The organism is Natroniella acetigena (assembly GCF_023227745.1).
Lineage (GTDB): Bacteria > Bacillota > Halanaerobiia > Halobacteroidales > Halobacteroidaceae > Natroniella > Natroniella acetigena.
This window is the reverse complement of sequence record NZ_JALKBX010000025.1, coordinates 1-25420: the sequence shown is the minus strand read 5'-3', so window position 1 is coordinate 25420 and position 25420 is coordinate 1. Positions and strand designations below refer to the sequence as shown.

Genomic DNA, 25420 nt, shown 5'->3' with positions numbered 1-25420 from the left:
GATTACTTTATTAATTTTTTCACAAACGAATATAAGTTATACTTATAATTGTCAGATAATTATTAAGTTTAACAATTATCTGAATAAGGGGGACGATAAAATGGGCTTCAATCCAATTCAAGATAAAAAAGTATATGAGCAAATTATTGACCAAATTAAGCAAATGATATATCAAGGAGAATTGAAAAAGGGAGATAAGTTACCTTCAGAAAGAACTTTGACCGATAAGTTAAATGTAAGTAGATCATCTCTTAGAGAAGCTTTTAGTGCTTTAGAGATGATTGGATTAATTGAAAGCCGTCACGGGGAAGGAACATTTGTTAAGGAAAATACAGAAGATAATTTCTTGAAGCCATTGTCTTTATTATTTATGGTAGAAGAAAATATAAATAAAGATTTGATTGAATTACGAGAGGTAATAGAAACTAGTATTGTAGAGTTAGTAATTTCACGGGCTACTCAACAAGGTTTGAAAGAAATTAAAAAATATGTAGAATTAATGGAAGGGAGTAGAGGAGATGTTTTAAATAGTCAACGAGCTGATCGAGGCTTTCATTATGCATTAGCTAGAACAACTGGTAATAAATTCATATATAAATTTTTGGATTCTATTTCTGAAGTTATCGATCTTTATTTTGCTAATGCAATGGAGAGAATTGTTAAGGACAAAAACAAAAATGAGTACTTTATTCGTCAACATAATAAGATCTACAAGGCAATTGAAGATAGAGATAAGGTTTTAGCTAAGCAGTCTATGATTGAACATTTAAGTTGGTCGAAAGAGTTAATGGAGAATTAATTATCTTTGTATTGTAGCAATGGTCAGACCATATGCTCTTAAGAATTTTTATTTAGAATAAAAATTTAGAATTGAGTGAAAATTATTTTGATTCAAACAAGGGTATTCATTTTTTGAAAGGGGGTGATAAAGGCTAAAGTTTGAGCTGGACTAGGTTATTTTTTAAAATTAGTTTATAATAATTATTCTGTTTAATTTTAAATCAAATTTAAGGGAGGGATTAATTTTGTTATTAGCTCTATTAGCATCTTTACCAATTTTACTTACTGTAATATTAATGGTGGTTTTTGATTGGCCTGCTCAGAAGGTAATGCCACTGGCTTGGGTAGTAGCTATAGTTGTTGCTAGTAGTACGTGGGGGATGTCTGGTCAATGGTTAGCTGGTGCTACTGTCTTTGGTGGATTAAGTGCGTTTAATATTTTAGTTATTGTTTTTGGTGCAATAGTATTGATGAACACGTTAAAAAATAGTGGTGCAATTACAACAATCAATAAGACATTTACTGATATCAGTCCTGATAGAAGAGTACAGGCAGTTATTATTGCTTTCTTATTTGTATCTTTTATAGAGGGTGCTGCTGGCTTCGGTACACCTGCTGCTTTAGCAGGGCCATTAATGGTAGGGTTAGGTTTTCCACCTTTAGCAGGAGCTATGTTGGCTTTAGTAGGAGACAGTGTCTCAGTTAGTTTCGGTGCAGTAGGAACTCCAATAATTGGAGGAGTTTCATCTATATTAGGATCTACAGATATTACTGCTCAGATTGAAGGAGCTGGATATACAACTGGAGAGTTTTTACATCAAGTTGGAATCTGGTCAGCTTTGCCTCATGCAATTATGGGAATTTTAATTCCAGTAATCATTCTAATGATGATGACTAAAATTTTTGGTGAAGAGAAGTCCTTTAAACCAGCTTTTGAAGCTGTTCCTTTTGCTATCTTTGCAGGGTTGGCATTTTCAATTCCTTATGTAGCAATTGCTGTTTTTGTTGGTCCGGAATTACCTGCATTGGGAGCTGGATTAATTTCTCTTGCAATTGTAGTACCTGCTGCTAAGGTTGGTTTCTTAGTCCCTAAAGAGACCTGGGATTTTCCTGAGCAATCAAAATGGGATAGTTCTTGGATTGGTGATTTAGAGCCTGGTGATGGAGGAGAAGAACTTACCATAAGTCCATTAAATGCTTGGATGCCTTATCTTTTAGTTTCAATTATTTTGGTTGCTACTAGAGTTATTGGCCCATTACAAGGGTTCTTAACCAGTTTTTCAGTTGGTTGGGAAGGTATACTTGGAACAACTTTGAATTATTCCTTTAATTATCTATATCTACCAGGAACAATTCCATTTATGTTAGTGGCTTTCTTGACAATCTTTATGCATAATATGGATGGAGATACGGCTAAAAGTACATGGATTGATTCTTTAAAACAGATTATTCCAGCAACTATAGCTTTAGTTTTTGCTGTAGGAATGGTTCAAGTGATGCTTAATTCTGGAGCAGAGACGAATCAAGCTATTGGTAGTATGATGGACGCTATGTCAGTTACTGCTGCTGATTTATTCCAAGGAGTATGGCCGATGTTTTCACCGGCTATTGGGGTTTTGGGTGCATTTATGTCAGGTAGTAATACTGTTTCTAACATTTTATTCTCAGGGTTTCAATATGGGGTTGCTGATTCAGTAGGTATGTCCAGAATTGTTATCGTGGGATTACAAGTTGTTGGAGGAGCAGCTGGGAATATGATCTGTGTTCATAATGTTGTAGCTGCTTGTACAACAGTAGGGGTTTTAGGTCAAGAAGGAAAAGTTATTAGGGTTAATGCAATTCCAGCTATCATATATACAATTGTTGTTGGTGTCTTTGCAGCTGTAGCTATGGCTTTCTTTGTACCGGGTTTATTCTAAATAGAGAGTCAGTTTAATTATTATTATTTACAATATAAGTAAGAAAGTAGAAAAAAGGTCATTGCACTTAAGTGCAATGACCTTTTTTCGGTTGAAGTGAATTTGAATACAATTTTTAATTTCAGCATAGATATTGAATAAAAAGGGGGGATAAAATGCCTGAAAAGAAAGAACAGAAGATAGAGTTGGTTGATCGGAAGTTATTAAACTTAACGGGAATAATTGAAGTGGTTAATTTTAATGAGATTAAGATATCATTAAAAACTAATTTAGGCACATTAATAATTATTGGTGAAGAGTTACATATTAGCCAGCTGGATTTAGATAGTTCAAAATTAGTTGTAGATGGATATATCAAGGAATTAAAATATGACCAAGAGTTAAAGAAAGGGGGATTTATCAAAAAGTTGTTTAAGTAACTAATTTAGGAGGAAAATGGTATGGTTTCTTTAAGACTACAGTTATTTACTTTTATAAATATGATGTTAGTAGGTGTAATTATTGGCATTATCTTCGATTTTTATCGTGTTTTGAGAGGTAGTTTTAATCCAAGCAGGATTATTACAGATGTATTTGACTTGTTCTTTTCTCTAGTGGCTACATTGCTTGTTTTTTTAGGGTTGATTTATAGCAATCGTGGTGAGGTGAGAATATATATATTTGTAGCAGTTATTATTGGAGAGATAATATATTATTTGACTATCAGTCAATTTTTTATAAAATTTTTTCGGAGGTTGATTAGAAGCATATTTTGTTTATATAATAAGTTGAAGAAAACTGTTGTTTTTTTATATAATAGATTAAAGAGGGTAATACTATTGATTTATAATAAAATCAAAGTTGTTTTGACAAGTATTAAGCAGAGATTAAGAAGATTATTTAAAAAGTAGCTTGCAGGAAAAAATAATTATAATAAAGAATATAAAGAAATTAGTAAAGTTTAAGGTTGGAGAGGTGAGATAGTGAATAAAATTAAAAGACTTATAATTAGATTTTTGGTTTTAATTATGGTAATATTCTTCTTAGGTGGGGTTGTTTTTAATGTTTATCAGGGAAGTTTAGAAAAGAGGAGATTAAAACAGGAAATTGATCAACTAGAAGAGGAGATCGCAAGAGCAAGTATCGAAAAAAAGAGATTAAAAGAGCAGATCGAACATGTTAATTCTAAAGATTTTATAGAGGAAGTAGCAAGGAGGAAATTAGGCTTAGTAAAAAAAGGAGAGATGCTATATGTTATTACAGATGATCGAGGAACAGGAGGGGATTGATTGAGGTTTAACTTAGAAGATACATTAGCTGATGAATTTAACTTAGAGGTTGGACAAGTTAAAAAGGTTGTTAAACTATTTGATCAAGGCAACACCATTCCTTTTATAGCTCGTTATAGAAAAGAATTAACGGGCAATTTAGATGAGAAGGTATTAAGAGAATTAAAATCTCGACTAGATTATTTAAAGAGGTTAGAGAAGAGAAAAGAGAATGTCATTGAAGCAATTGCTAAAAAGGATAAGTTAACAGCTGAATTAGAAGTTGAGATTAATCAGGCTAATCAGTTACAGGAAGTAGAGGATATATATCGACCTTATAAGCCTAAAAGAATAACAAGGGCTTCAAAGGCTAAAGAAAAAGGGCTAGAACCATTGGCTAAAATATTTTTAAAACAAGATGCTAAATTAAGGTCATTAAAAGAGGTTAGTAAAAAATATTTAGATTATGAGAAGGGTCTTGATTCTATTGATGATGTTTTACAAGGGACACGTGATATTATAGCTGAGTATGTGGCTGATCAAGTTAGTAGCAGAAGGTTAGCTAGGGAAATAACTTTAAAGGAAGGTCGATTAATTTCCAGAAATAAAGCTGAAGTTAAAGAAACTGAATTTGAAACTTATTATGACTATCAAGAGAGTATTAGAACTATACCTTCTTATCGTGTGTTGGCAATTAATCGAGGCGAAAAAGAAGGGGTCTTACAAGTGAAAATAACTTCTGAAGATGAAAGGATTATCACTAAGCTAAAAAATAATTTCATAAAAAACAGTTCTATATTTAAAGAGGAATTAGAGTTAGGAATTGAAGATAGTTATTTTCGTCTAATTGCTCCAGCAATTGAAAGGGAGGTAAGAAGTTATTTAACTGATAAAGCTGAAGAACATGCAATCAATATCTTCAGTAAAAACTTAAGGAACCTATTATTACAACCCCCATTAGGGAAAGAGATGGTTTTAGCTATTGATCCTGCATATCGAACAGGGTGTAAAGTAGTGATGATTGATAAATCTGGGGGGGTATTAGAGTTTAAGACTGTTTATCCTCATTCTCCACAAAATAAAAGGGAAGAAGCGAAAGAGTCATTGAAAGAACTGGTCAAAAAATATGATCTTAGTATAGTTGCCATTGGAAATGGAACAGCTTGTCGGGAGACAGAGGCAGTAGTAGTAGAATTAATTGAAGAAATCGATCGAAACTTAAAATATATTATTGTCAATGAAGCTGGTGCATCTGTTTATTCTGCATCTTCTTTAGCGAGAGATGAATTTCCAGACCTTGATGTTTCTATACGTGGAGCTGTATCAATTGGAAGGAGATTACAAGATCCATTAGCAGAGTTGGTAAAGATCAATCCCAAGCATATAGGGGTAGGGATGTATCAACATGATATAAATCAATCTCGTTTAGAAAAGGTATTAAATGGGGTTATAGAGTCTGTTGTAAATTACGTAGGAGTTGATTTAGATACTGCCTCTAGTTCACTATTAAGGCATATAGCAGGAATTAACTCTTCTGTAGCTGAGAATATTATTAAATATAGGGAGGAAAATAACGGGTTTAATACTAGAGAGGAATTAAAGGAAGTTTATCGCTTAGGGCCAAAGACTTATACTCAAGCAGCAGGTTTTTTAAAGATTACAGAAGGGGGTAATCCATTAGATGGAACTGCAATTCACCCTGAATCCTATCATATTGCAGAGCAATTATTAGGCAGAATAGGATTCAAGATAGATGATTTGAGAAAAGAAATGAACTTAAAAGAGTTAGAGCAAGCTTTGCGTGATTATGACCTTTCAAAGTTTGTTGAGGAATTAGAAGTAGGCTTACCAACATTAAACGATATAAAGAACTCTTTATTAAAACCAGGGCGTGACCCTAGAGAAGAATTACCTAAACCAATCTTTAAAAAAGATATTCTGAAGTTAGAAGATTTGAAGCTGGATATGATCTTACAAGGGACTGTTCGAAATGTAGTTGATTTCGGAGCTTTTGTTGATATAGGGGTCAAGGAAGATGGTTTAGTGCATATTTCTGAACTCAGTGCGCAGTATGTAACTGATCCATTAGAGGTTGTTACAATAGGAGATACTGTCCAGGTTAAAATAATAGAAATAGACTCTTCTAGAGGACGAATATCATTAACTATGGATTTTTAGTTTATTTGACACAACTTAAAATATAGTGTATAATATGAAGTATTAATGTGATTAAGAATTCACAGATAAAATTTTATGAGGAGGAATTTTTTAAGTATGTCAATTGAGGTTGGATCTACTGTAGAAGGGGTAGTAACAGGCATTACAAATTTTGGGGCGTTTATTGAATTAGATGGGGGTGAAACTGGTCTAGTTCATATCTCTGAAGTAGCTGATACTTATGTTAAAGATGTTAGCAATTACTTAAAGATGAAAGAAAAGATTGAGGTTAAGGTTATTTCTATTGATGATGATGGGAAGATTGGTTTATCTATTAAGCAATTAGATAATAAAAAGAAAAAGTTTAAGACAGTTCCTAAGAAATCTTTTGAAGATAGGCTATCTGACTTTATGCAAGAAAGTGAACAACGACAACAAGACCTGAGACGTAGTTTAGAAAAAAGAAGCGGTCAAAGTCGTTAATATAAATTATAAATTCGGCTAAGTATGAATATATACGCCCTCAAATTTATTTGAGGGTGTTTCTTTATATCTGAAAGGAGTAAGAGAAGATGACTTTAACACAAGAGCAATTAAAAATTCTAACTAAACAATTGGGAAGAGAACCTAGAAATGTGACTGAGATTGCTAAGCAATGTGCAGGTGGTTATCCCCAAGTTATTACCACTAAACCCATTTTAGTTAAAGAGGATAGCTTTGGGATCTTCCCAACAACCTTTTGGTTAACATGTTCTGAATTAAATTATAGAATTGGTAGGTTGGAGGGAGAGGGAATGGTTCAACAGATTCAAAAGAGGATAAAATCAGAACAAAAGTTAGAAAACAAATTAAAGAAAGCCCATCAAAGTTATGCTAAGCAGAGGGTAGATTTAGCTGATCAGCAATTATTAGCTAGATTAAAAGAAGAAAATAAAGGGCAATATAATGTTTTAAAGGAATCTGGAGTAGGAGGAATTATGGATTTTGAAGGGATCAAATGTTTACATACGCATTATGCACATTATTTAGTTGATCCGATCAATCCAGTAGGTCAAATAGTAGATGACTTATTGAAAGAAAGATTTGCTATTTTGGTTCCAGAAGATTGTTGTTCTAAGTGTATAGGAGAGGAGGAATAAAATTGCCAGTAGCAGCAATTGATATCGGGACTAATTCTGTAAGATTACTAATTGCTCACAAGAAAGGTGGGCAATTTAAGAGGTTAGCCAGTAGATTGGAAACACCTCGCTTGGGCGCAGGCATTTACCAAAATGGTTATCTTAATCAGGATGCTATTGAGCGGACTATTGAAGTGCTTAAAGGTTACAGAAAAGTTGTTGAGCAATTTGATGCAACTTCTTATCTAGTAGCTACAAGTGCTGTTAGAGATGCCACTAATCGACAAGAATTTTTGCAACGAGTCAAAAAAGAAGTTGGTTTTGAGGTTAAGGTTGCTAGCGGAGAAGAAGAAGCTAGGTTATCTTATCTAGGGATTACTTCTTCAATCTCTCAATTAGAGGAGCAAGTTTTAGCGGTTGATATTGGAGGAGGAAGTAGTGAATTTATTTATGGAGCACAGGGCGAACTAGAAGAATATACTAGTATTAATTTAGGAGCAGTACGCTTGACAGAAAAGCATGATAACTTTGATGAAATGAATTTGTTAGCGGAAAAAATGATAAAAGAAGTTATTATTAACAGAGGTTGTTCGCAATTATTAGGGGTAGGAGGTACAGTAACTACTTTAGTAGCGATTGAGCTGGAATTAGAGCAGTATAATCGAAATAAGGTGGATGGTTATTTGTTGACTAAAGATTCTATAGAAAGAATATTTAATAAATTAGCTAGCTTATCTTTAGTAGAAAGAAAAAAAGTAGTAGGATTGCAACCTAAACGGGCTGATATAATCTTAGCAGGAATAATTATTCTTTTAGAAATTATGGAACAGACCGATTCAAAGCGAATTCAAGTCAGCGAAGCAGGGATTTTGGAGGGAACCATCCAAAAATATATTTAATTGGACATTAGCTTTAAAAGGAGTATACAGAAGTAAAATGATGTTAATCAACTGTAATTAACTCTTGTGGTTGATTTGTTCAATTGACTGAAAGCTTCTGATATATTATAATACTAATTGTCGCTTAGGAAGTATACAATTTAAACAGGCCGGGGTGGCGGAATTGGCAGACGCATCGGACTTAAAATCCGATGGGACTTTCGTGCCCGTGTCGGTTCGAGTCCGACCCCCGGCACCATCTTTAAAAGCAGTGAATAAATAATATTGAATATTTAATAGTTGAAAATCAAGCTCGTTAAATTTTTTAGGTTTTTCATTATTCAATATTAGATATAAAATATTAAATGAATTTTTGTCGCGGGGTAGAGCAGCTGGTAGCTCGTCGGGCTCATAACCCGGAGGTCGTTGGTTCGAATCCATCCCCCGCAACCAAAATAAAAAGCAATGAATATTTAATATTGAATAATTAATAGTTAAGTTCAAGACCTTAAGAACTTAAAAACTATTCAATATTAAATGTAAAATATTAAATGAACTTATGTGGCGGTGTAGCTCAGCTGGCTAGAGCATGCGGTTCATACCCGCAGAGTCGGGGGTTCAAGTCCCTCCGCCGCTACCAATTATGAAATTAATAAATCGATATAAATCTCAAGAGAGTGTTTTCCTTAAGGAAAACACTCTCTTTTTTTGATTACTTAGAAATTGAGGATAATTTTTTATTTCTACTGTTTTTAAATGGGTTACTTAAACTTGACTACACTCTTCGTCATAATTTATGAAGATAATTTAACTCCTAAAGTGGATAATTGCCTACTTTATTCTTTATATTTGTCAATATTTTTAGAATGCTTATTGTGGTTATTCGACAAATTATCCCTCTGCAAAAGTGTATAATATATCTATAAATTACAAAAAATGTAAATTAGATGAGGAGGATTGTTGTGAAGAGTTTAGACTTACCTATTTATCAGCGACAGGATAGTTCACAAGAGAAGAGAAAGGCTAATTTTATTTTAGAGGATAAAACATCAATTATTAATTTCACATTAGCCGTAATTGGTTTTTTATTAGGGAGAGCAATTATTTTAAATGATTTAATGCCTTTTGGAATCAGTTATTTAGCAATCTTTTTTTATCAATGGCAGAAGGAAGAACTAGCTTTAAAGAAGTTAATTTTTGTTCTATGTGGAGTCAGTTTTGGTTATATCAGTCAGTTAGGTTGGGGGGGCTTGAAATATATACTCAGTATTTTATTACTATTATTTAGCAATCATTGTTTTTCAAAAAAATTTCAATCTGGAGTCTTGTTTTATACTTTTTTAGTTGGGATGAGCTATATATTAGTTAGAGTGCCTAATTTAATATTTGATTTTTCCTTGCCTATAGTTGTCAATTTTTCTTCTGAAGTCTTATTAATATCTTTAATTACATTATTAGTATTAAGGTTGACTCCTAATTTATTATCTGTAGTGGAAAGGGAGAATAAGTTAGTAGTAACAAGTTTGTTAGTAGTAGGTTTAATCTTTGGTTTATTTGTAAGTGATCTATTTATTCAACAGATTGGAAATATAAATTTAGCTAGAATAATTGCTTCTTATTCTATTATGTTAACTGCTTTAATTGCTGGGGTTAAAGTAGCAACTGTTATAGGGGTTTTAATTGGCTTTGTTTATAGTATTTCTTATTTGGAGTTGGCTCCGCTGATAGGAAATTATGCTTTAGCAGGCTTGGTTGCTGGTAATTTCCAAAAGCAGAATAAATTAGGGGTAATCAGTGGTTTTTTATTAAGTAGTATAATTTATACATTATTTATTACTGAAGTTGGATATATTATAGCTTTAACACAAGAAGGATTAATTGCTGGTTTTATTTTATTAATAACCCCTAAATCGCTTGTTACTTCTTTTGAAGAGTTAATTAATAAACAAAAGCGTGCTAGAAAGTTAAAAAATAAAAAGTCTGAAACTTTTTTTAAGGAACGAATTAATAATTTTTCTGATATTTTTGCTGAGTTAGCTCAAACATTTTCATCAATTGAGATGGCTCAAAATAAATTAGAAGAGAATAATTTGGATAATTTAGGTGTTTTTTTAGATATAATTACAGATAAGGTCTGTAAACAATGTGGTTTGTATAATTCTTGTTGGCATGATTCTTTTTATAAAACGTATAATTCATTATTTGATTTGTTAATTTTAGGTGAAAATAAAGGTGAACTACTAGTAGATGATTTGAGAGAACAGATGAAGACTGATTGTATAAGAAAGATTAAATTAGTTACTGAAATTAATCAATTTATGAAAATGCATGAATTAAATAGTTATTGGAAAGATAAAATAAAGGGTAGGGAAGAACTTTTACTTAAACAGTTAACGGGGATGTCTGATGTTGTTGAACAATTAACTAAAAAATTAACAATTAAAGTAGAAGAAGATGAACAATTAGAAAATAATATCTTTTCTTTGTTAAAGGATAATGGATTTTCAGTTACAGAGGTGTTAACTACTAATTATAATGATGAAGAATTAGAAATTACTATTACTAAACAAAGTTGTAATGGGAGCCAGCAATGTAGCAAACAGATAACCCCTTTATTAAATAATAGATTAGATTATAATTTGAGTTTAGGATGGAGTGAATGCGGATATCAAATTGATAAGCCTAATTGTACTTGTCAATTTATGCCAAACAACAAATATGATTTCCAAGGAGGAGTAGCTACTTCAAGTCAGCAAGAAGGTGTTTCGGGGGATAATTATACTTTCTTTAAGCGAAAAGATGGTAGTTTTTTTGCTATTTTGAGTGATGGTATGGGTATTGGTTCAAAAGCTTATCAACAAAGTCGGAGTGCTATAAGTCTGTTGGATAAGATGTTAACAGCTGGCTTGAGCTATGATGTAGCATTAGAAAGTGTTAATTCAATCTTAGAAATCAGAACTCAACAGGATACTTTTGCTACAATTGATTTGTTGAATATCGATCAAGTAACTGGAGAAGCGGAATTTGTCAAGGTGGGTTCAGCTTCTAGCTTTATTAAACGGGATTCGGATATTAGTATGGTTAAATCGACTTCTTTGCCTGTAGGAATCTTAAATCAGGTTGAGGTAGAGCCAACCTCCTTGCAGTTGCAAGATGGTGATTTGATAATCATGTTAACGGATGGAGTTTTAGATGCTAGAAGAAATTTAACAATTAAAGAAGAGTGGGTTTTAAAGGTTCTTAAAAATAATCTGATTGATGATCCTCATTCGTTAGCTCAATATATTTTGGATAAGGCTAAGGTTGAAAATGAAGAGATAAAAGATGATATGACGGTACTTGTAATTAAAGTGAATGAGTGTTAAGATGTAATAAAATTGAATAAAAAAAGGATTAGATTGATTTTTATCGAAAAGTTTTATATTAAGATGATTCTATTTTATTATTTAAGGAGGGAGTTAATTCATACCATTATTTAAATATCATGTGTGCTAATTTAATATGTTTTTTTCTAATTGGTCTGCTTTTTATTGATATATAGCTTAACTTCAATTGATAATTGATAGTTTAAAATTGATAGTTAAAAACCTTCAAAACCTTTGAATTTATGGGCTTGATCTTCAACTCTCAATTATCAATTATCAACTATAAACTTAACTATATTGCAATATAGTTAAGTTAACGCATGTGATTTAAATGTGAATAATTGGGATGAATTTATATAGAGATGACTTTACTAGCTAAAGTTAAGGAAACGATTACTAAATATAATCTATTGTCTGCCGGGGATAAGGTTTTAGTTGCTGTTTCTGGTGGGCCTGATTCATTGGCGTTACTACATATTTTGAAGAGATTAAAAAAAGATTATGATTTACAATTGCATATTTTTCACCTGGATCATATGCTACGTGGAGCAGAGTCGATTACAGATGCTGATTTTGTAAAACAGATAGCTCAAGAATGGAAAGTACCGATTACAGTTGAAAGGTATGATGTTAAGTCTTATCAACAACGGATGGATCTGTCGTTAGAGGAGGCTGCTCGAGAGGTAAGGTATGATTTTTTGTTTAAATATCTAAAAAAATTTAATCTGAATAAGATTGCAGTGGGTCATCATGCTAATGATCAAGCTGAAACAATCTTAATGAATTTATTACGAGGGGCAGGATTAAAAGGCTTAGCTGGAATAGTCCCTAAGCGAGATGAAATTATTAGACCTTTATTTGAGTTGACTAAGCAAGAAATAAACCGGTATTGCCAACAGTATAATCTAAAACCGAGGTTAGATAAGACTAATTTAGAAACTATTCACTATAGAAATAAAATTAGATTAGAGTTATTACCGTTATTAATGGATGAGTATAATGGTAATTTAATTAATACATTGCAAAGAAATGCTGAAATTTTGCAAAAAGAAGAGGATTTTTTAACACAATCTACAATAGAAATAATGGATCAATTATTGTTAAAAAGGGCTTCGCAACAATTGGTTCTTTTAAAAGATAAGTTCTCTGAATTACATATTGCTTTACAACGTAGAGTTGTTAAAAGGCTCTTAAAGGTGTTGAGTGAGCAAGAACAAGGTTTTTATTATCATCATATAGAATCTATAATAGATTTTATATTAACTGGAGAAACTGGAACTCAAATTGATCTTCCCCATAAAATAGTTGCTTTATTAAACTATGAGCAGGTTATTTTTAAGATTGGTAAGTTGGAAGATAAGGAATTTAATTATTTTGAACATAAATTATCTGTAGGGGAAACTAAACTTTTAAGTTTGGGATTGAAAGTAAAAACTGAAGTGGTAAAGAACAGCTATCCGTGGCGAGAAGAAATTAACAATTCTAATAAAGCTCATTTAGATTTTTCTAAAATAGGTTCTGAGTTTTATCTACGGCAACGACAAGAGGGGGATCGATTTTATCCATTAGGAATGACAGGGAGTAAAAAAATAAAAGATTTTTTAATTGATGAAAAAGTACCTTTAGCATTAAGGGATAAGATTCCTATATTCACTACTTTAGAAGGAAAAATTTTTTGGGTAGGGAAGTTAAGAGTTGATGAAAGATTTAAGGTTACCCAGGAGACAGAAAAAATCTTAATAATTGAAATTGTTAATTAAAGGAGGAGTTAAAGTGCTAGAAAATGAAATAGAAGAGATTTTAATTGACCAAGAAAAGTTGCAAGCAAGAATTAAAGCATTAGGAGCAGAAATTACTGATTATTATGATGAAGATGATGAAATTGTTATGGTCTGTATTTTAAGAGGTGGCTTTGTTTTTATGGCAGATTTGGCCCGTTATGTTGAATTGCCTGTTGTATTTGATTTTATGGATGTTACCAGTTATGAGGGGGCAACTTCTACTGGGAATGTTAGAATTATTAAGGATTTAGAGGAAAGTATTGAAAATAAAGATGTTTTAATCATAGAAGATATTATTGATACAGGAAAGACTTTGAAACATGTAGTCAGCATTTTGGAGACACGTAAACCTAATAGTATTAAGGTTTGTACTTTGTTAGATAAACCTGAGCGTAGAACTGAAAAGGAATTAGAGTCTGATTGGAATGGGTTTGAAATTCCTGATGAATTTGTTGTTGGCTACGGGTTAGATTATAATGAAAGATATCGCAATTTATCTTATATCTGTATTCTTAAACCAGAAGTATATCAAGATTAATATATTTGCGATAGGGTGTTAAATATGATATAATCAATAGGAATTAATAGGCATAAAATTGTTTGGTTGAGTGATGGAAGGAGGATATTAGTTGAAGAAGTTTTCGAAGAGTATAGGCTTTTATTTAGTTATTATTGCAATAGGAGTTTTAATAGCTCAATATATTATTGTACCAGAACATCCTGAGCAAGATTTAACTTATAGTCAGTTTATTCAACAGGTTGAAACTGGACAAATCGATCAAGTTACAATTATTGGCGAAAATAAGATTGAAGGTACTCTAGAAACTGGCGAAGAATTTGAGATAAATATTCCTGGTACTGTGGAAAAGGTAGAAGGTATTTTGATAGCTAATGATGTTGAAATTGATACTGAGCCTGAACCTGAACCGCCTTGGTGGACTGGAATATTTGCTTATTTATTACCAACAGTTATTTTAATTGGTGCTTGGATCTTTATTATGAATAAGATGCAAGGTGGCGGCAAGAAGATGATGTCTTTTGGTAAGAATAAGGCACGCTTACATAATGAGGATGAAAACAAAAAGGTCACCTTTGACGATGTGGCTAGTTATGAAGAAGTCAAAGAAGAATTAGTTGAGGTAGTAGAATTTTTAAAGAATTCAAGTAAGTTTACTAAACTAGGAGCAGAAATACCAAAAGGTGTTTTATTAGTTGGACCACCAGGAACTGGAAAGACCCTAATGGCTAGAGCTGTGGCGGGGGAAGCTGGAGTTCCGTTCTTTATTATTAGTGGTTCCGATTTTGTAGAGATGTTTGTAGGAGTAGGTGCTTCTCGGGTAAGAGATTTATTTGAGCAGGGTAAGGAAAATGCTCCTTGTATTATCTTTATTGATGAGCTTGATGCAGTTGGTCGTCAACGTGGAGCTGGTGTAGGTGGTGGTCATGATGAACGTGAGCAGACATTAAATCAGTTACTTGTTGAGATGGATGGATTTGAATCTAATGAAGGGATTATTTTGATGGCTGCTACTAATAGACCTGATGTATTAGATCCTGCGTTGTTAAGACCAGGTAGATTTGACCGGCAGGTTATTGTAGGTAAGCCTGATTATAAAGGTAGAAAAGGAATCTTAGAGATTCATGTTGAAGATAAACCGTTAGCTGATGATGTTGACTTGAGTGTGTTAGCAAGGAGAACTCCTGGTTTTACAGGGGCTGATATGGAAAACTTAGCTAATGAAGCTGCTATTTTAGCAGCACGACGTAATAAGAATATAATAGCAATGTTAGAATTTGATGATGCAATTGATCGAGTAATTGCTGGGCCCCAAAAGAAAAGTAAGGTAATTAGTGATAAAGAGCAAGATATTGTCTCTTATCATGAGACTGGTCATGCATTGTTAGGGGAGCTATTGGAACATTCTGATCCAACACATAAGGTAACTATTATTCCAAGGGGTAGAGCTGGTGGTTTTACTATTCCGTTACCTGAAGAAGACAAGAGTTTTATAACTAAATCCGAATTACTGGATAAAGTTACTGGGTTATTAGGGGGTAGAATAGCTGAAGAGATATTTTTAGATGATATTAGTACTGGAGCTCAAAATGACTTAGAACGAGCTACAAAGATTATCAGAGATATGATTACAAATTATGGTATGAGTGAGAAGCTTGGCCCGTTGACTTTAGGGCAAAAGAATAATGAGCAAGTATTTTTAGGTCGAGATATTTCTCGTAGTCGTAACTATAGTGAGGATGTAGCGGCAGCAATAGATAAAGAAGTGAGAGATATGATTGAAGGCTGCTATCAAATGGCTAAAGAGCTTTTAATTGAAAATAGTGATATAGTGAAAGATATGGTAGCAGAATTGAAGGAAAAAGAAACCTTAGAAAGAGAAGATATTAAGAATATTATTAAGAGATATAGACCTGATTTTTATGAGGAAGATGAAGAATGTAATCAAGTAAATGTTAATGATAAAGAGAGGTCTGAATCCGAAGAAGATAATAGTTAAGTTATAGTTTAATTTTATTAGGAGATGGTCCATCTCCTAATAAAATTATTTTTTCATTTTAAATTGAGTGAAAATTAGAATAAAAAATTCAAGATAAAAGAAGGAGTTTTTAAAGTAGATAGAGAAAAAATACATAGTGAAGGGGAAGTTAATTATTATTTTATCTAATTAAGGTGTTGTTTTGAAAGTTGAAGAATATGAATTAGTTTATTATTTTCTGAAAGGAGGAGATAAAAGGCAGTAATATTATAGCATAAAGGATAAAGTTTTATTTAACTAAGGGAATTCTTATGTTTGGCTGTCTTGTCTGGTATTCTTTGAAAGAGTATTATAAAATATTATAACTGAAAGGTGAGTGGTTAAATTATGTCAGTAAAGTCAGATATTGAAATAGCTCAAGAAGCGGAGCTAAAACATATTAGAGAGATTGCAGAAAAATTAGGTTTCAGTGAAGACGAGCTTGAGATGTATGGTGATAACAAAGCTAAGATTAAGTATGAAGCGTATAAGGAAAGAATGGATAATGAAGATAGTAAGTTAATTTTAACTACTGCTATCAATCCTACTCCTGCTGGTGAAGGAAAAACTACTACGAGTGTTGGTTTAACACAAGCTTTAAATCAATTAGATTATGATACTACAGTAGCTTTAAGAGAGCCATCTCTAGGGCCTTGTATGGGAGTTAAAGGTGGTGCAGCAGGTGGAGGTTATTCTCAGGTAGTTCCGATGGAAGATATTAACTTACACTTTACTGGTGACTTACACGCTATTGGAATTTCTCATAATTTACTTGCTTCAGCAATTGATAACCACATCAAGCAAGGTAATGACTTAGGACTTGATCCTAAAGAGGTTACTTTTAAGCGAGTTGTGGACTTAAATGATCGTGCTTTAAGAGAAGTAATGGTAGGATTAGGTGGGCCAAATGGTCAAGCTAGAGAAGATGGATTTATGATTACTGTTGCTTCAGAAATTATGGCAATTTTATGTTTAGCTGAAGGAATTGAAGATCTAAAAGAAAGATTAGGAAATATTGTGATTGGTTATACATTTGATGGAGATCTAGTGCAAGCTAAAGAATTAAATGTACATGGTGCAATGGCAGCTTTACTTAAAGATGCAATTAAGCCTAACTTAGTACAGACTTTAGAGAATACTCCTGCATTTATCCATGGTGGACCATTTGCTAATATTGCTCATGGTTGTAATAGTGTTGCAGCTACAAAATTAGCAATGAAGACGTCTGATATTACAATTACAGAAGCTGGATTTGGGGCTGATTTAGGTGCTGAGAAGTTCTTAAATATTAAGTGTCGTTTTGCTAACTTAAGACCTGATGCGGTTGTAATTGTTGCTACTGTTAGAGCGCTTAAGTTAAATGGTGGAATGGATGTAAATGATTTAGAGACTGAAAATGTAGCAGCTGTAGAAGAAGGTTTTGCAAACTTAGCTAAGCATATTGAAAATATTAGCGAGAAGTTTAAGTTACCTGCAGTGGTTGCTATTAATAGGTTCCCAACTGATACTGAAGCAGAGCTTGAGAAAGTTAGAGAGCTATGTGAAGAAAAAGGAGCTCGAGTTGCTTTATCTGAAATCTGGGCCAAAGGTGGCGAAGGTGGAAAAGAATTAGCTGAAGCTGTCTTAGAAGCTATGGAAGAAGAAAGTAATGAAGATTTCGATCAATTATATCCAGATGAGATGCCTATTGCTGAAAAGATAGAGACTGTTGCTAGAGAAATTTATGGTGCAGATGGCGTTAACTTTACTGCTAATGCTAAGAAGGATATTGAAAAATTAACTGAGCAAGGATTTGACAATATGCCTATCTGTATGGCGAAGACTCAATCTTCCCTTTCTGATGATCCTACTAAGCTAGGTAGACCAACTGATTTTGAAGTTACAGTTAGAGAAGTTAATGTATCTGCTGGAGCTGGTTTCCTAGTAGTCTTAACTGGTGCAGTTATGACAATGCCTGGTTTACCTAAGGTTCCATCTGCAGAAGAAATCGATGTAGATGCTGACGGTAATATCACAGGATTATTCTAATCATTATTAAGAACTGAATACTTCTAGGGTTTTCTAGATTATTTTTGAGATATTTAAGCTGACGTGATATAATGCTTAATGAGATAGAATTGACCTTAGAAAATTTAAATTTTAACCTGTAATCTAGTTCAACTAGATTACAGGTTTTCGTAATAATTAAAGATTAAACTCTTTCGCTTAGATCCTATTTAGGACTGAGACGGCTAGAAGTTTGAGGATAATATGGGCTATCTATGCCTGTTTTACTTAAAGGAGCTTCTTGACTGTTCAGTCAAGAAGCTCCTTTCTTTATAAAGGGGGAAATTTATGGTTGGGAAAAAGGTAGTGATTATTGGGGCAGGAAGAGTAGGGCAGAGCTTTGGTTATTTGTTGAAGCAACAAGGTTATCAAATTTTAGGCTTTATCAGTAGATCATTATCGTCTGCACAGGCGGGAGTTGAATTAATAGGTCAGGGTGTTGCCACTACAGAGTATGAAGAATTTATTTTAGAAGCTGATTTGGTTGTAATTTCGACTCCTGATCGGATGATTGCTGAAGTTAGTAAACAATTATTTGAGTCAGATTTAGTTAGCGAAGGTAGTTGCTTGGTGCATTTAAGTGGTGCTTTAACTTCTGAAATATTGGCTAAAGAAGATGAAGACCAAGAGTATGGCAGATTATCCTTACATCCGTTACAATCAGTAGCAGATGTTGAAAGTGGAATTACTAATTTACCACAAGCTTTCTTTACTATTGAAGGGGAGCAGCTAGGGGTTGAAGTTGGAGAGGAGATTTTAACTAAATTAGGGGTAGATTATGAAATTATTTCTCAACAGGCAAAGCCTTTTTATCATGCAGCTGCTTGTGTAGCTTCCAATTATTTAGTTGCTATTGTTAATCTAGCTTTAGAGATGAATCAGAATGTTGGAATTTCTAAAGAACAGGCTGTGAGGGCTTTATTACCTTTAATTAAAGGTAGTATCAATAATATTGAGAATTTAGGGCCAATTGCGGCATTAACCGGGCCAATTTCACGAGGAGATAATTCTACAATTGAAGAGCATTTAGAGGCTTTTGAGGAATTTTCATCTGAGAGAAGTGAATTATACCGCAAGCTAGGTAGTTATACTGTTGAAATTGCAGAACAAAAAGGGAGTATTACTGAGGCAGATAAAGTTGAGTTAATTAAAATTTTAGAGGAGGAGAATTCTAATGACTGCGAAGAAGACTATTAAGACTTTAGAGCAAAAAAAGCAGGTAAATGATAAGATTACAATGTTGACTGCTTATGATTATCCAATGGCTAAAGTGATTGATCAGGTTGGTATAGATCTCATTTTAGTAGGGGATTCATTAGGAATGGTTGTTTTAGGATATGAAGATACCTTAAAGGTAACGGTTGAGGATATGATCCACCATACTAAAGCTGTAGCTAGAGGGGCTGAAAACTCATTAGTAGTCGCTGATCTACCATTTATGTCCTATAAGGTAAGTAACCTTGCTAAAGCAGTTGAGAGTGCTGGACGATTGGTTAAAGAAGGAGGAGCTCAAGCAGTTAAATTAGAGGGGGGAAGTGAGTTAGTAGCAGAGATAGAAGCTGTTATTAAGGCAGGAATTCCGGTGATGGGTCACTTAGGTTTGACTCCCCAAGCGATCAATCAATTAGGTGATTATAGTGTGCAAGGCAAGGATTACAGAGCAGCTAAAAAATTGATTGAGGATGCTAAGGCTTTGGAAGCGGCGGGTGTCTTTGCTATAGTATTAGAGTGTATTCCAGCTGATTTGGCTACTGAAGTAAGTGAGCAAATATCGGTACCTACGATTGGTATTGGAGCTGGTAAAGGCTGTGATGGTCAAGTCTTAGTTACTCAGGATATGCTCGGGATCTTTTCTGATTTCACTCCTAAGTTCGTTCGGAAGTATGCAGAGTTGAACCAACAGATGTTGGCAGCAATTAAAGGGTATAAAGAAGATGTTGAAAAAGGTAAATTTCCAGCAGTAGAAGAGGGCTTTTAATGAGGAGGAATTGAGAGTGAAAGTTGTAAAAGAGGTTTTTGAGGTTAGAGAGTTTACTAGGCAGAATAGGAAAAAAACTGTTGGTTTTGTACCGACAATGGGTTATTTACATCAAGGACATTTGGCTTTAGTAGAACAAGCAAGAGAAGAGAATGAGCTAGTGGTACTCAGTATCTTTGTTAATCCAACTCAGTTTGGGCCAAACGAAGATTATGAAGATTACCCAAGGGATTTAGAGCGGGATTTAGAGTTGGCCCGTAGTGGTGGGGTAGATTTGGTCTTTATACCTGAGGCTGATAAGATGTATGCAGCTAATGCTGCTACTAAGGTTGAAGTAACAGGGTTGACTGACAAGCTTTGTGGTGCCTCGCGTGCTGGTCACTTTAGTGGGGTCTGTACTGTGGTTAGTAAGTTATTTAATATAGTCAGCCCAACTCGAGCTTACTTTGGTCAAAAAGATTATCAACAGGTATTGGTCATTAAGAGGATGGTTGAAGATTTAAATTTTGATTTAGAGATAGTGACTGTACCTATAATTAGGGAGGAAGATGGCTTAGCAATCAGCTCTAGAAATAAGTATTTAAATCAGGCTGAAAGAGAAGCTGCACTAGTTTTATTTAATTCATTACAGAGGGCTAAAGAATTAATTGATGGTGGAGAGAGGGATGTTAAAGTTATTGAAGAAGAGTTGAATAAAAAAGTTGAAGTGGAACCTTTAGCTGAAATAGATTATCTAGCTGTTGTTGATGCAAATAATTTAGAGAAGATAGATCAAATAACAAGCAGAGTCTTAATTGCGTTAGCGGTTTATATTGGAGAGACAAGACTGATTGATAATTTGGTTGTGGAGGTATAAAACAATGATGAGAATGATGTATAAAGGTAAGATTCATCGAGCTAGAGTAACAGATGCTAACTTAGATTATGTGGGTAGTATTACTATTGATCAGGAGTTGATGGAGGCGGCAGATATTTTACCTCATGAAAAAGTACAGGTGGTTAATAATAATAATGGAGAACGACTAGAAACTTATGTAATTCCAGGGGAGAGAGGTTCAGGAACGATCTGTTTAAATGGTGCAGCAGCTAGAAAAGCCCAGCCTGATGATGTGGTAATTATAATCTCTTATGCTTTATTAGGGCAACAGGAGGCTGAAATTTTAGAACCAAAGGTTGTATTGGTTGATCAAAAAAATCAAATTGTTACTAAGGAGGAGAAAAATGAATTTATCGACTAGGACGATAACTATTACAGGGATTTTAAGTGCTATAACTATTATTTTAGCAGTTACTCCTTTGGGATTTATTCCAACTCCTTTTGGCTTAGCAACAATCATGCCTGTTCCAGTAATCATTGGAGCTATAATAGAAGGGCCAATTGTTGGTGGGCTTATAGGTTTAATCTTCGGTTTGTTCAGTTTTATTAGAGCAGGGTCACCATTTATTGCTGATCCTATAGTAGCTATTATTCCTCGAGTTTTGATTGGGTTTTTAGCAGCGTATAGTTATAAGTTAATTAATCAGCAATTGATTGGGAGTGGTATAGCAGCAGCTGTTGGCTTTTTGACTAATACAGGTGGGGTTTTAACACTTTCAACTTTACGAGGTTATTTAACTGCAGAAGCTGCTTTAGGGATAGCTGTAATCCATGGTATTCCTGAATTGGTTGTAGGAGTAGTAACTACGTTGCTCATTTTTAAAGTACTACAAAGGACTCAAGTTTCTAATTAAAAATCTCGATTAGAGCTTCAATTATTAAGTGAATTATATATTTTTTGATAATTTTGGTGGGCATTAGTCCACTTTTTTCTTATTTTGGTTTTTTAGTAACTTTAAGAGTCAATTCTTTAGTTTCACTTTCTCTAATAATTTCAAGGGTAATCTCCTGATCAAGTTCTAAACTTTCTATAATTGCAAAAGCTTCTTCGGGATGAGCAACTTTAACTTCATTAATCTTGGTAATAATATCGCCTATTTCTAAACCAGCTTGCTCAGCGGGGCTATCTGTTACGATTTCGGCAACTAAAGTTCCAGTAATCTCTTTGAGATTGAAGTAGTCAGCCAAGCTTTGATTAATTTCTTGCATATAGATTCCAATCCAAGGGCGAACAACCTGCCCATGCTCTTTTAATTGAGAAATTACTTCTTTAGCTTTATTAATAGGGATGGCAAATCCGATTCCTTGGCCCTCCGTGTTGATAGCAGTATTAATCCCAACTACGTGACCATCAATATTCAGTAATGGACCCCCACTATTACCAGGGTTAATCGCTGCATCTGTTTGAATTAAATTATTATAAATTCTGGTTTGATTATTTTCCTTAACTTTGAGGGGGCGGTCAATAGCACTGATAATACCAAATGTTACAGTATGATTTAAATTATAAGGATTACCAATAGTTAAGACCCAATCTCCAGGGCGAATAATGTTAGAATCCCCTAATTCGAGTTTAGGTAATGGCTGAGAGGTGGTTACTTTTAACAAAGCAAGATCAAGATTAAAATCACTGCCTATTTTCTCTGCTCTAAACTCTTCTTCATAACCTTCAATTAGGACAAGAATCTCTTTAGCATTATCAACTAAATGTTGATTGGTTAGAATATATCCATCTTGATTAATGATAAATCCGGTTCCTATTCCACTGTCTTCATTAAAGTTTTCTTTGTAAAAAGGTTCAATTTCGTTAGCAAAGCCATCTTTTTCTTCATTTTGTTCGTGAATAACATTTAGTTGTACTACGGCGGGGCTTGTCTGCTCAGTTATGTCAGCAAAAGTATTTTTAGTAATCTCAGTCTGACTAGCAAAGATTGTAGGTTGAATAAAAGCTGTCCAGAGTATCAAGAATATAAATAACTGTAAGTAGTTGAGCTGAAATTTATTTTGATTTAACATTTTTCTCCTCCTGATCTTTAGAAGTTAATATCATTATACCGATTATAAATTTTATTTTCAATTACTAACTTGGCTTATTTTGTATTTTGAATTATTATATTATATAATGATGAAGGGATTAAAGAAAGAAGGTGAACAACTATGAGAAAAAATTTAAGCAGAAGGGAAGAGGTGCTTGATCTATTATATCAGTTTCAAGATCAGTATTTGTCAGGAGAGGAATTGAGTAATAAATTAGGAGTTTCTAGGACAACTATCTGGAAATATATTAAATACTTTAGGGAAGCTGGTTATAAGATTGAATCTTCTTCTAAGGTGGGTTATCGTTTGCTTAATCGACCTGATAAACTATTACCAGAAGAGATTAAACGTAATTTGACTACTGAAATTATTGGACAAGATATCCTGTGTTATCAACAGGTTGATTCTACTAATCAAATAGCCAGGAAAAAGGCAGAAGAAGGAGCTAAAGAAGGAACAATTGTAATTGCTGAACGGCAAGTAGCAGGCAAGGGTAGGTTGAGTCGTGATTATTCTAGCCCTCAAGGGGGAATTTGGTTATCTTGTATCTTACGACCTGATTTAAAGCCGGTTTGGGCGACAAGGGTTACATATATTATTTCACTTGCTGTAGCGAAGACGATCAATCAACTAACTACTGTCGGGGCCAAGATAAAATGGCCTAATGATATCTTAATCAATGATCGAAAAGTATGTGGGATCTTAACTGAAATGGGAGCTGAACTAGATCAAGTTGGTTATTTAGTTGTAGGAGTAGGAATCAATTTGAACTTTCCGATTACTGAGTTACCTTCTGAGTTACATACTAAGGCAACTACTATTTATTCTGAATTAGGGGAGAAGGTTAATCGCCTTCAATTTTTGCAGAGATTACTATTAGAAATTGAAACTTATTACCGACAATTAAGTGATTTCGATACTATTTTAGCTGAATGGAAAGAGTATGCTTATACCTTAGGGCAGGAGGTTGTAATTAAAGGTACTAAGCGAGAGCGAAAGGGGATAGCAGTTGAGATTGCTTCTGATGGAGCTTTGGTAATTGAAAGGAATGGTAAGAGAGAGAAGGTTTATTCTGGCGACGTATCTTTATCCCACTGGGAATTTGATTCAGGAAATTAAAGTATTCTCAGCTAAAAGAAAATATTAGAAACGAGAGTGCTTAGTTGTATAATATTTTGCAAACTGTACCACCCAGTCTAAAAATCAGACTGGGTGTGAAATCCATAAAAACCATTGTACATTGCAAATTAAAGATAAGGAGTGGAGTCGATGATTTTAGCAATAGATGTTGGGAATACTCATACTGTATTAGGTTTATATCAAGAAGATGAACTGTTAGTTGATTGGAGGATTGCTACAGATAGAGGAAAGACAGTCGATGAGTATGGAATATTATTAATTAACTTATTTGAAAAGAATGATTTTAGTTTGACAGAAGTTAAGGAGATAATTATCTCTTCTGTAGTTCCACCAGTGATCAACTGTTTAGAAGAGGTAGCAGTTAAATATTTTGGAGTAGAAGCCTTGATTGTTGGCCCGGGAGTAAAGACGGGAATTAATATTAAGATTGAAAACCCTAAGGAGGTAGGTGCAGATAGAGTTGTTAATGCTGTAGCTGCTTATCGTTTATATGATGGGCCAACAATTATTGTAGATTTTGGGACAGCAACGACATTTTGTGCTGTTTCTGCTGTTGGAGAATATTTAGGAGGGGCTATCGCTCCAGGAATTGGTATTTCAACGGAGGCGTTGTTTGATTATGCAGCTAAATTACCGCGAGTTGAGTTAGATCTTCCACCACAGGTAATTGGAAAGAATACTCATGATAGTTTACAATCTGGTATTTTGTATGGAGTAGTAGGACAAGTAGATGGAATAGTCAGAAGGATGAAGGAGGAGTTTGCTGTAGAACCTACAGTAATAGCTACAGGTGGGTTTGCTGAATTAATCAGTCCTCGCTCTCAAGAGATAGATATTAGTAACCCTTTTCTTACTTTAGAAGGCTTGAAATTAATTGTTGAAATGAATCGGGATAATTAGCTGTGAGCTATGAGCAAAAGAATTTAAGGTCTATATCTTTAAGTTCAAAACTTATAATAAGGTAAAAAAGGAGCTACCAAACAGCTTATAATTAATTGATTAAAACTATTTAAAAATAATCAAAACTGTTGGTTGCTCTCTAGGGAGAGGGAGTGTAGAGGTTAAAAATAACCTTAGCACAACGACCTACGTTAGCAGATAAGGTAAAAATATACCTTTGGTTGTTCTTTCAGACTAAAGCTCTATAAGTGTTGAGGAAGAAACTTCGCCTAAGTTGGTTTAAGCTAATATGGAAAGCCTAACACCAAAAACACATGATCTACCTGTTGACATTCCCAAGAAGGAAAACGCCCACTTTGTGGAGGTGACAGAGATGTCAAAACAATATGCTTTTGTAATTGATGGAGAAGGCAAACAATTAAGTCCTACTAAAGCTAATAAGGCTTGGATATTAATTAGAAAAGAAAAAGCTAAATTAATTACAAGATATCCTTTAACTATTCAGTTAAAAAGAGTTATTCCTAAAGAAGAAATAGATGATTCACAAATAACTTTAGGCATTGATGATGGTTCAAAATATGTAGGTTTTGCTTTAGTTCAAAAATGCAAAATTAAAAATAAAGTAATATTTAAAGCTACTATGAGCCAAAGACAAGATGTATC

General features: G+C 33.6%; 23 protein-coding genes and 3 tRNA genes. 25 read left to right on the top strand and 1 reads right to left on the bottom strand.

Annotated elements, in window-relative coordinates; all coding sequences use genetic code 11:
* Window positions 1–100: 100 nt before the first annotated feature.
* The 22 genes from MWH25_RS07135 to MWH25_RS07030 all read left to right on the top strand — a co-directional run bounded on the left by MWH25_RS07135 (window position 101) and on the right by MWH25_RS07030 (window position 21534).
* Window positions 101–799 carry a FadR/GntR family transcriptional regulator gene (locus MWH25_RS07135; protein WP_248626960.1) on the top strand — a complete coding sequence of 233 codons (699 nt, stop codon included), beginning with the start codon at window positions 101–103 and terminating at the stop codon, window positions 797–799.
* Window positions 800–1025: 226 nt separating this feature from the next.
* Entirely contained in the window at window positions 1026–2699 is a 1674-nt protein-coding gene (locus MWH25_RS07130) for an L-lactate permease (protein WP_248626959.1), read from the top strand.
* A gap of 155 nt (window positions 2700–2854) precedes the next feature.
* Complete coding sequence (yabP, locus tag MWH25_RS07125) at window positions 2855–3118, top strand: sporulation protein YabP (protein WP_248626958.1); 264 nt, start codon at window positions 2855–2857, stop codon at window positions 3116–3118.
* 21 nt (window positions 3119–3139) lie between these two features.
* Complete coding sequence (yabQ, locus tag MWH25_RS07120; RefSeq protein WP_248626957.1) at window positions 3140–3589, top strand: spore cortex biosynthesis protein YabQ; 450 nt, start codon at window positions 3140–3142, stop codon at window positions 3587–3589.
* Between the two features lie 72 nt (window positions 3590–3661).
* Entirely contained in the window at window positions 3662–3967 is a 306-nt protein-coding gene (locus MWH25_RS07115) for an FtsB family cell division protein (protein WP_248626956.1), read from the top strand.
* Window positions 3968–6124 carry a Tex family protein gene (locus MWH25_RS07110; protein WP_248626955.1) on the top strand — a complete coding sequence of 719 codons (2157 nt, stop codon included), beginning with the start codon at window positions 3968–3970 and terminating at the stop codon, window positions 6122–6124.
* Between the two features lie 96 nt (window positions 6125–6220).
* Window positions 6221–6586: a S1 RNA-binding domain-containing protein gene (locus MWH25_RS07105; RefSeq protein WP_248626954.1), complete on the top strand. Its 366-nt coding sequence runs from the start codon at window positions 6221–6223 to the stop codon at window positions 6584–6586.
* A gap of 89 nt (window positions 6587–6675) precedes the next feature.
* Entirely contained in the window at window positions 6676–7242 is a 567-nt protein-coding gene (locus tag MWH25_RS07100; protein WP_248626953.1) for a DUF501 domain-containing protein, read from the top strand.
* A gap of 2 nt (window positions 7243–7244) precedes the next feature.
* Complete coding sequence (locus MWH25_RS07095; RefSeq protein ID WP_248626952.1) at window positions 7245–8120, top strand: Ppx/GppA phosphatase family protein; 876 nt, start codon at window positions 7245–7247, stop codon at window positions 8118–8120.
* A gap of 148 nt (window positions 8121–8268) precedes the next feature.
* A tRNA-Leu gene (locus MWH25_RS07090) sits at window positions 8269–8358 on the top strand.
* Window positions 8359–8476: 118 nt separating this feature from the next.
* A tRNA-Met gene (locus tag MWH25_RS07085) sits at window positions 8477–8552 on the top strand.
* Between the two features lie 110 nt (window positions 8553–8662).
* A tRNA-Met gene (locus tag MWH25_RS07080) sits at window positions 8663–8739 on the top strand.
* A 322-nt stretch (window positions 8740–9061) separates the two neighbouring features.
* A complete protein-coding gene (spoIIE, locus tag MWH25_RS07075; protein WP_248626951.1) occupies window positions 9062–11464 on the top strand; it encodes a stage II sporulation protein E in 2403 nt (800 codons plus the stop codon).
* A gap of 362 nt (window positions 11465–11826) precedes the next feature.
* Window positions 11827–13224, top strand: coding sequence for a tRNA lysidine(34) synthetase TilS (gene tilS / locus MWH25_RS07070; protein ID WP_248626950.1), 1398 nt, complete (start codon window positions 11827–11829; stop codon window positions 13222–13224).
* 13 nt (window positions 13225–13237) lie between these two features.
* Window positions 13238–13783 carry a hypoxanthine phosphoribosyltransferase gene (gene hpt, locus MWH25_RS07065; protein ID WP_248626949.1) on the top strand — a complete coding sequence of 182 codons (546 nt, stop codon included), beginning with the start codon at window positions 13238–13240 and terminating at the stop codon, window positions 13781–13783.
* A gap of 91 nt (window positions 13784–13874) precedes the next feature.
* Window positions 13875–15761, top strand: a complete 1887-nt coding sequence (gene ftsH / locus MWH25_RS07060) for an ATP-dependent zinc metalloprotease FtsH (RefSeq protein ID WP_248626948.1) — start codon at window positions 13875–13877, stop codon at window positions 15759–15761.
* 366 nt (window positions 15762–16127) lie between these two features.
* A complete protein-coding gene (locus MWH25_RS07055) occupies window positions 16128–17807 on the top strand; it encodes a formate--tetrahydrofolate ligase (protein ID WP_248626947.1) in 1680 nt (559 codons plus the stop codon).
* 306 nt (window positions 17808–18113) lie between these two features.
* Window positions 18114–19022: a Rossmann-like and DUF2520 domain-containing protein gene (locus MWH25_RS07050; RefSeq protein WP_248626946.1), complete on the top strand. Its 909-nt coding sequence runs from the start codon at window positions 18114–18116 to the stop codon at window positions 19020–19022.
* Window positions 19000–19803, top strand: a complete 804-nt coding sequence (gene panB / locus MWH25_RS07045; protein ID WP_248626945.1) for a 3-methyl-2-oxobutanoate hydroxymethyltransferase — start codon at window positions 19000–19002, stop codon at window positions 19801–19803. The genes MWH25_RS07050 and panB overlap by 23 nt, the downstream gene beginning before the upstream one ends.
* 16 nt (window positions 19804–19819) lie before the next feature.
* Window positions 19820–20659: a pantoate--beta-alanine ligase gene (gene panC, locus MWH25_RS07040; protein WP_248626944.1), complete on the top strand. Its 840-nt coding sequence runs from the start codon at window positions 19820–19822 to the stop codon at window positions 20657–20659.
* Window positions 20660–20663: 4 nt separating this feature from the next.
* Window positions 20664–21041, top strand: coding sequence for an aspartate 1-decarboxylase (gene panD / locus MWH25_RS07035; RefSeq protein WP_248626943.1), 378 nt, complete (start codon window positions 20664–20666; stop codon window positions 21039–21041).
* Window positions 21025–21534: an ECF transporter S component gene (locus MWH25_RS07030; RefSeq protein WP_248626942.1), complete on the top strand. Its 510-nt coding sequence runs from the start codon at window positions 21025–21027 to the stop codon at window positions 21532–21534. Before panD ends, MWH25_RS07030 begins: the two co-directional genes overlap by 17 nt.
* 79 nt (window positions 21535–21613) lie before the next feature.
* On the opposite strand, the gene MWH25_RS07025 is transcribed toward MWH25_RS07030, so the two are convergent.
* Entirely contained in the window at window positions 21614–22696 is a 1083-nt protein-coding gene (locus MWH25_RS07025) for a S1C family serine protease (protein WP_248626941.1), read from the bottom strand.
* Window positions 22697–22837: 141 nt separating this feature from the next.
* Between MWH25_RS07025 and MWH25_RS07020 the strand changes: the two genes are divergently transcribed.
* From MWH25_RS07020 to MWH25_RS07010, 3 genes are all read left to right on the top strand, one after another.
* On the top strand, window positions 22838–23836 hold the full coding sequence (locus MWH25_RS07020; protein WP_248626940.1) for a biotin--[acetyl-CoA-carboxylase] ligase: 999 nt from the start codon (window positions 22838–22840) through the stop codon (window positions 23834–23836).
* A gap of 150 nt (window positions 23837–23986) precedes the next feature.
* Window positions 23987–24757, top strand: a complete 771-nt coding sequence (locus tag MWH25_RS07015; RefSeq protein WP_248626939.1) for a type III pantothenate kinase — start codon at window positions 23987–23989, stop codon at window positions 24755–24757.
* 373 nt (window positions 24758–25130) lie between these two features.
* Window positions 25131–25420: RRXRR domain-containing protein (locus MWH25_RS07010; RefSeq protein WP_248626938.1), on the top strand; the 290-nt coding region annotated here is incomplete at its 3' end.

What these genes read in the sequence shown, in the direction of transcription:
- panD (WP_248626943.1), top strand. Translation starts at nt 20,664, where the DNA reads ATGATGAGAATGATGTATAAAGGTAAGATTCATCGAGCTAGAGTAACA.
- tilS (WP_248626950.1), top strand. Translation starts at nt 11,827, where the DNA reads ATGACTTTACTAGCTAAAGTTAAGGAAACGATTACTAAATATAATCTA.
- MWH25_RS07025 (WP_248626941.1), bottom strand. Translation starts at nt 22,696, where the DNA reads ATGTTAAATCAAAATAAATTTCAGCTCAACTACTTACAGTTATTTATA.
- yabP (WP_248626958.1), top strand. Translation starts at nt 2,855, where the DNA reads ATGCCTGAAAAGAAAGAACAGAAGATAGAGTTGGTTGATCGGAAGTTA.
- MWH25_RS07105 (WP_248626954.1), top strand. Translation starts at nt 6,221, where the DNA reads ATGTCAATTGAGGTTGGATCTACTGTAGAAGGGGTAGTAACAGGCATT.
- MWH25_RS07055 (WP_248626947.1), top strand. Translation starts at nt 16,128, where the DNA reads ATGTCAGTAAAGTCAGATATTGAAATAGCTCAAGAAGCGGAGCTAAAA.
- yabQ (WP_248626957.1), top strand. Translation starts at nt 3,140, where the DNA reads ATGGTTTCTTTAAGACTACAGTTATTTACTTTTATAAATATGATGTTA.
- MWH25_RS07100 (WP_248626953.1), top strand. Translation starts at nt 6,676, where the DNA reads ATGACTTTAACACAAGAGCAATTAAAAATTCTAACTAAACAATTGGGA.
- MWH25_RS07135 (WP_248626960.1), top strand. Translation starts at nt 101, where the DNA reads ATGGGCTTCAATCCAATTCAAGATAAAAAAGTATATGAGCAAATTATT.
- panB (WP_248626945.1), top strand. Translation starts at nt 19,000, where the DNA reads ATGACTGCGAAGAAGACTATTAAGACTTTAGAGCAAAAAAAGCAGGTA.
- MWH25_RS07050 (WP_248626946.1), top strand. Translation starts at nt 18,114, where the DNA reads ATGGTTGGGAAAAAGGTAGTGATTATTGGGGCAGGAAGAGTAGGGCAG.
- MWH25_RS07015 (WP_248626939.1), top strand. Translation starts at nt 23,987, where the DNA reads ATGATTTTAGCAATAGATGTTGGGAATACTCATACTGTATTAGGTTTA.
- MWH25_RS07020 (WP_248626940.1), top strand. Translation starts at nt 22,838, where the DNA reads ATGAGAAAAAATTTAAGCAGAAGGGAAGAGGTGCTTGATCTATTATAT.
- MWH25_RS07030 (WP_248626942.1), top strand. Translation starts at nt 21,025, where the DNA reads ATGAATTTATCGACTAGGACGATAACTATTACAGGGATTTTAAGTGCT.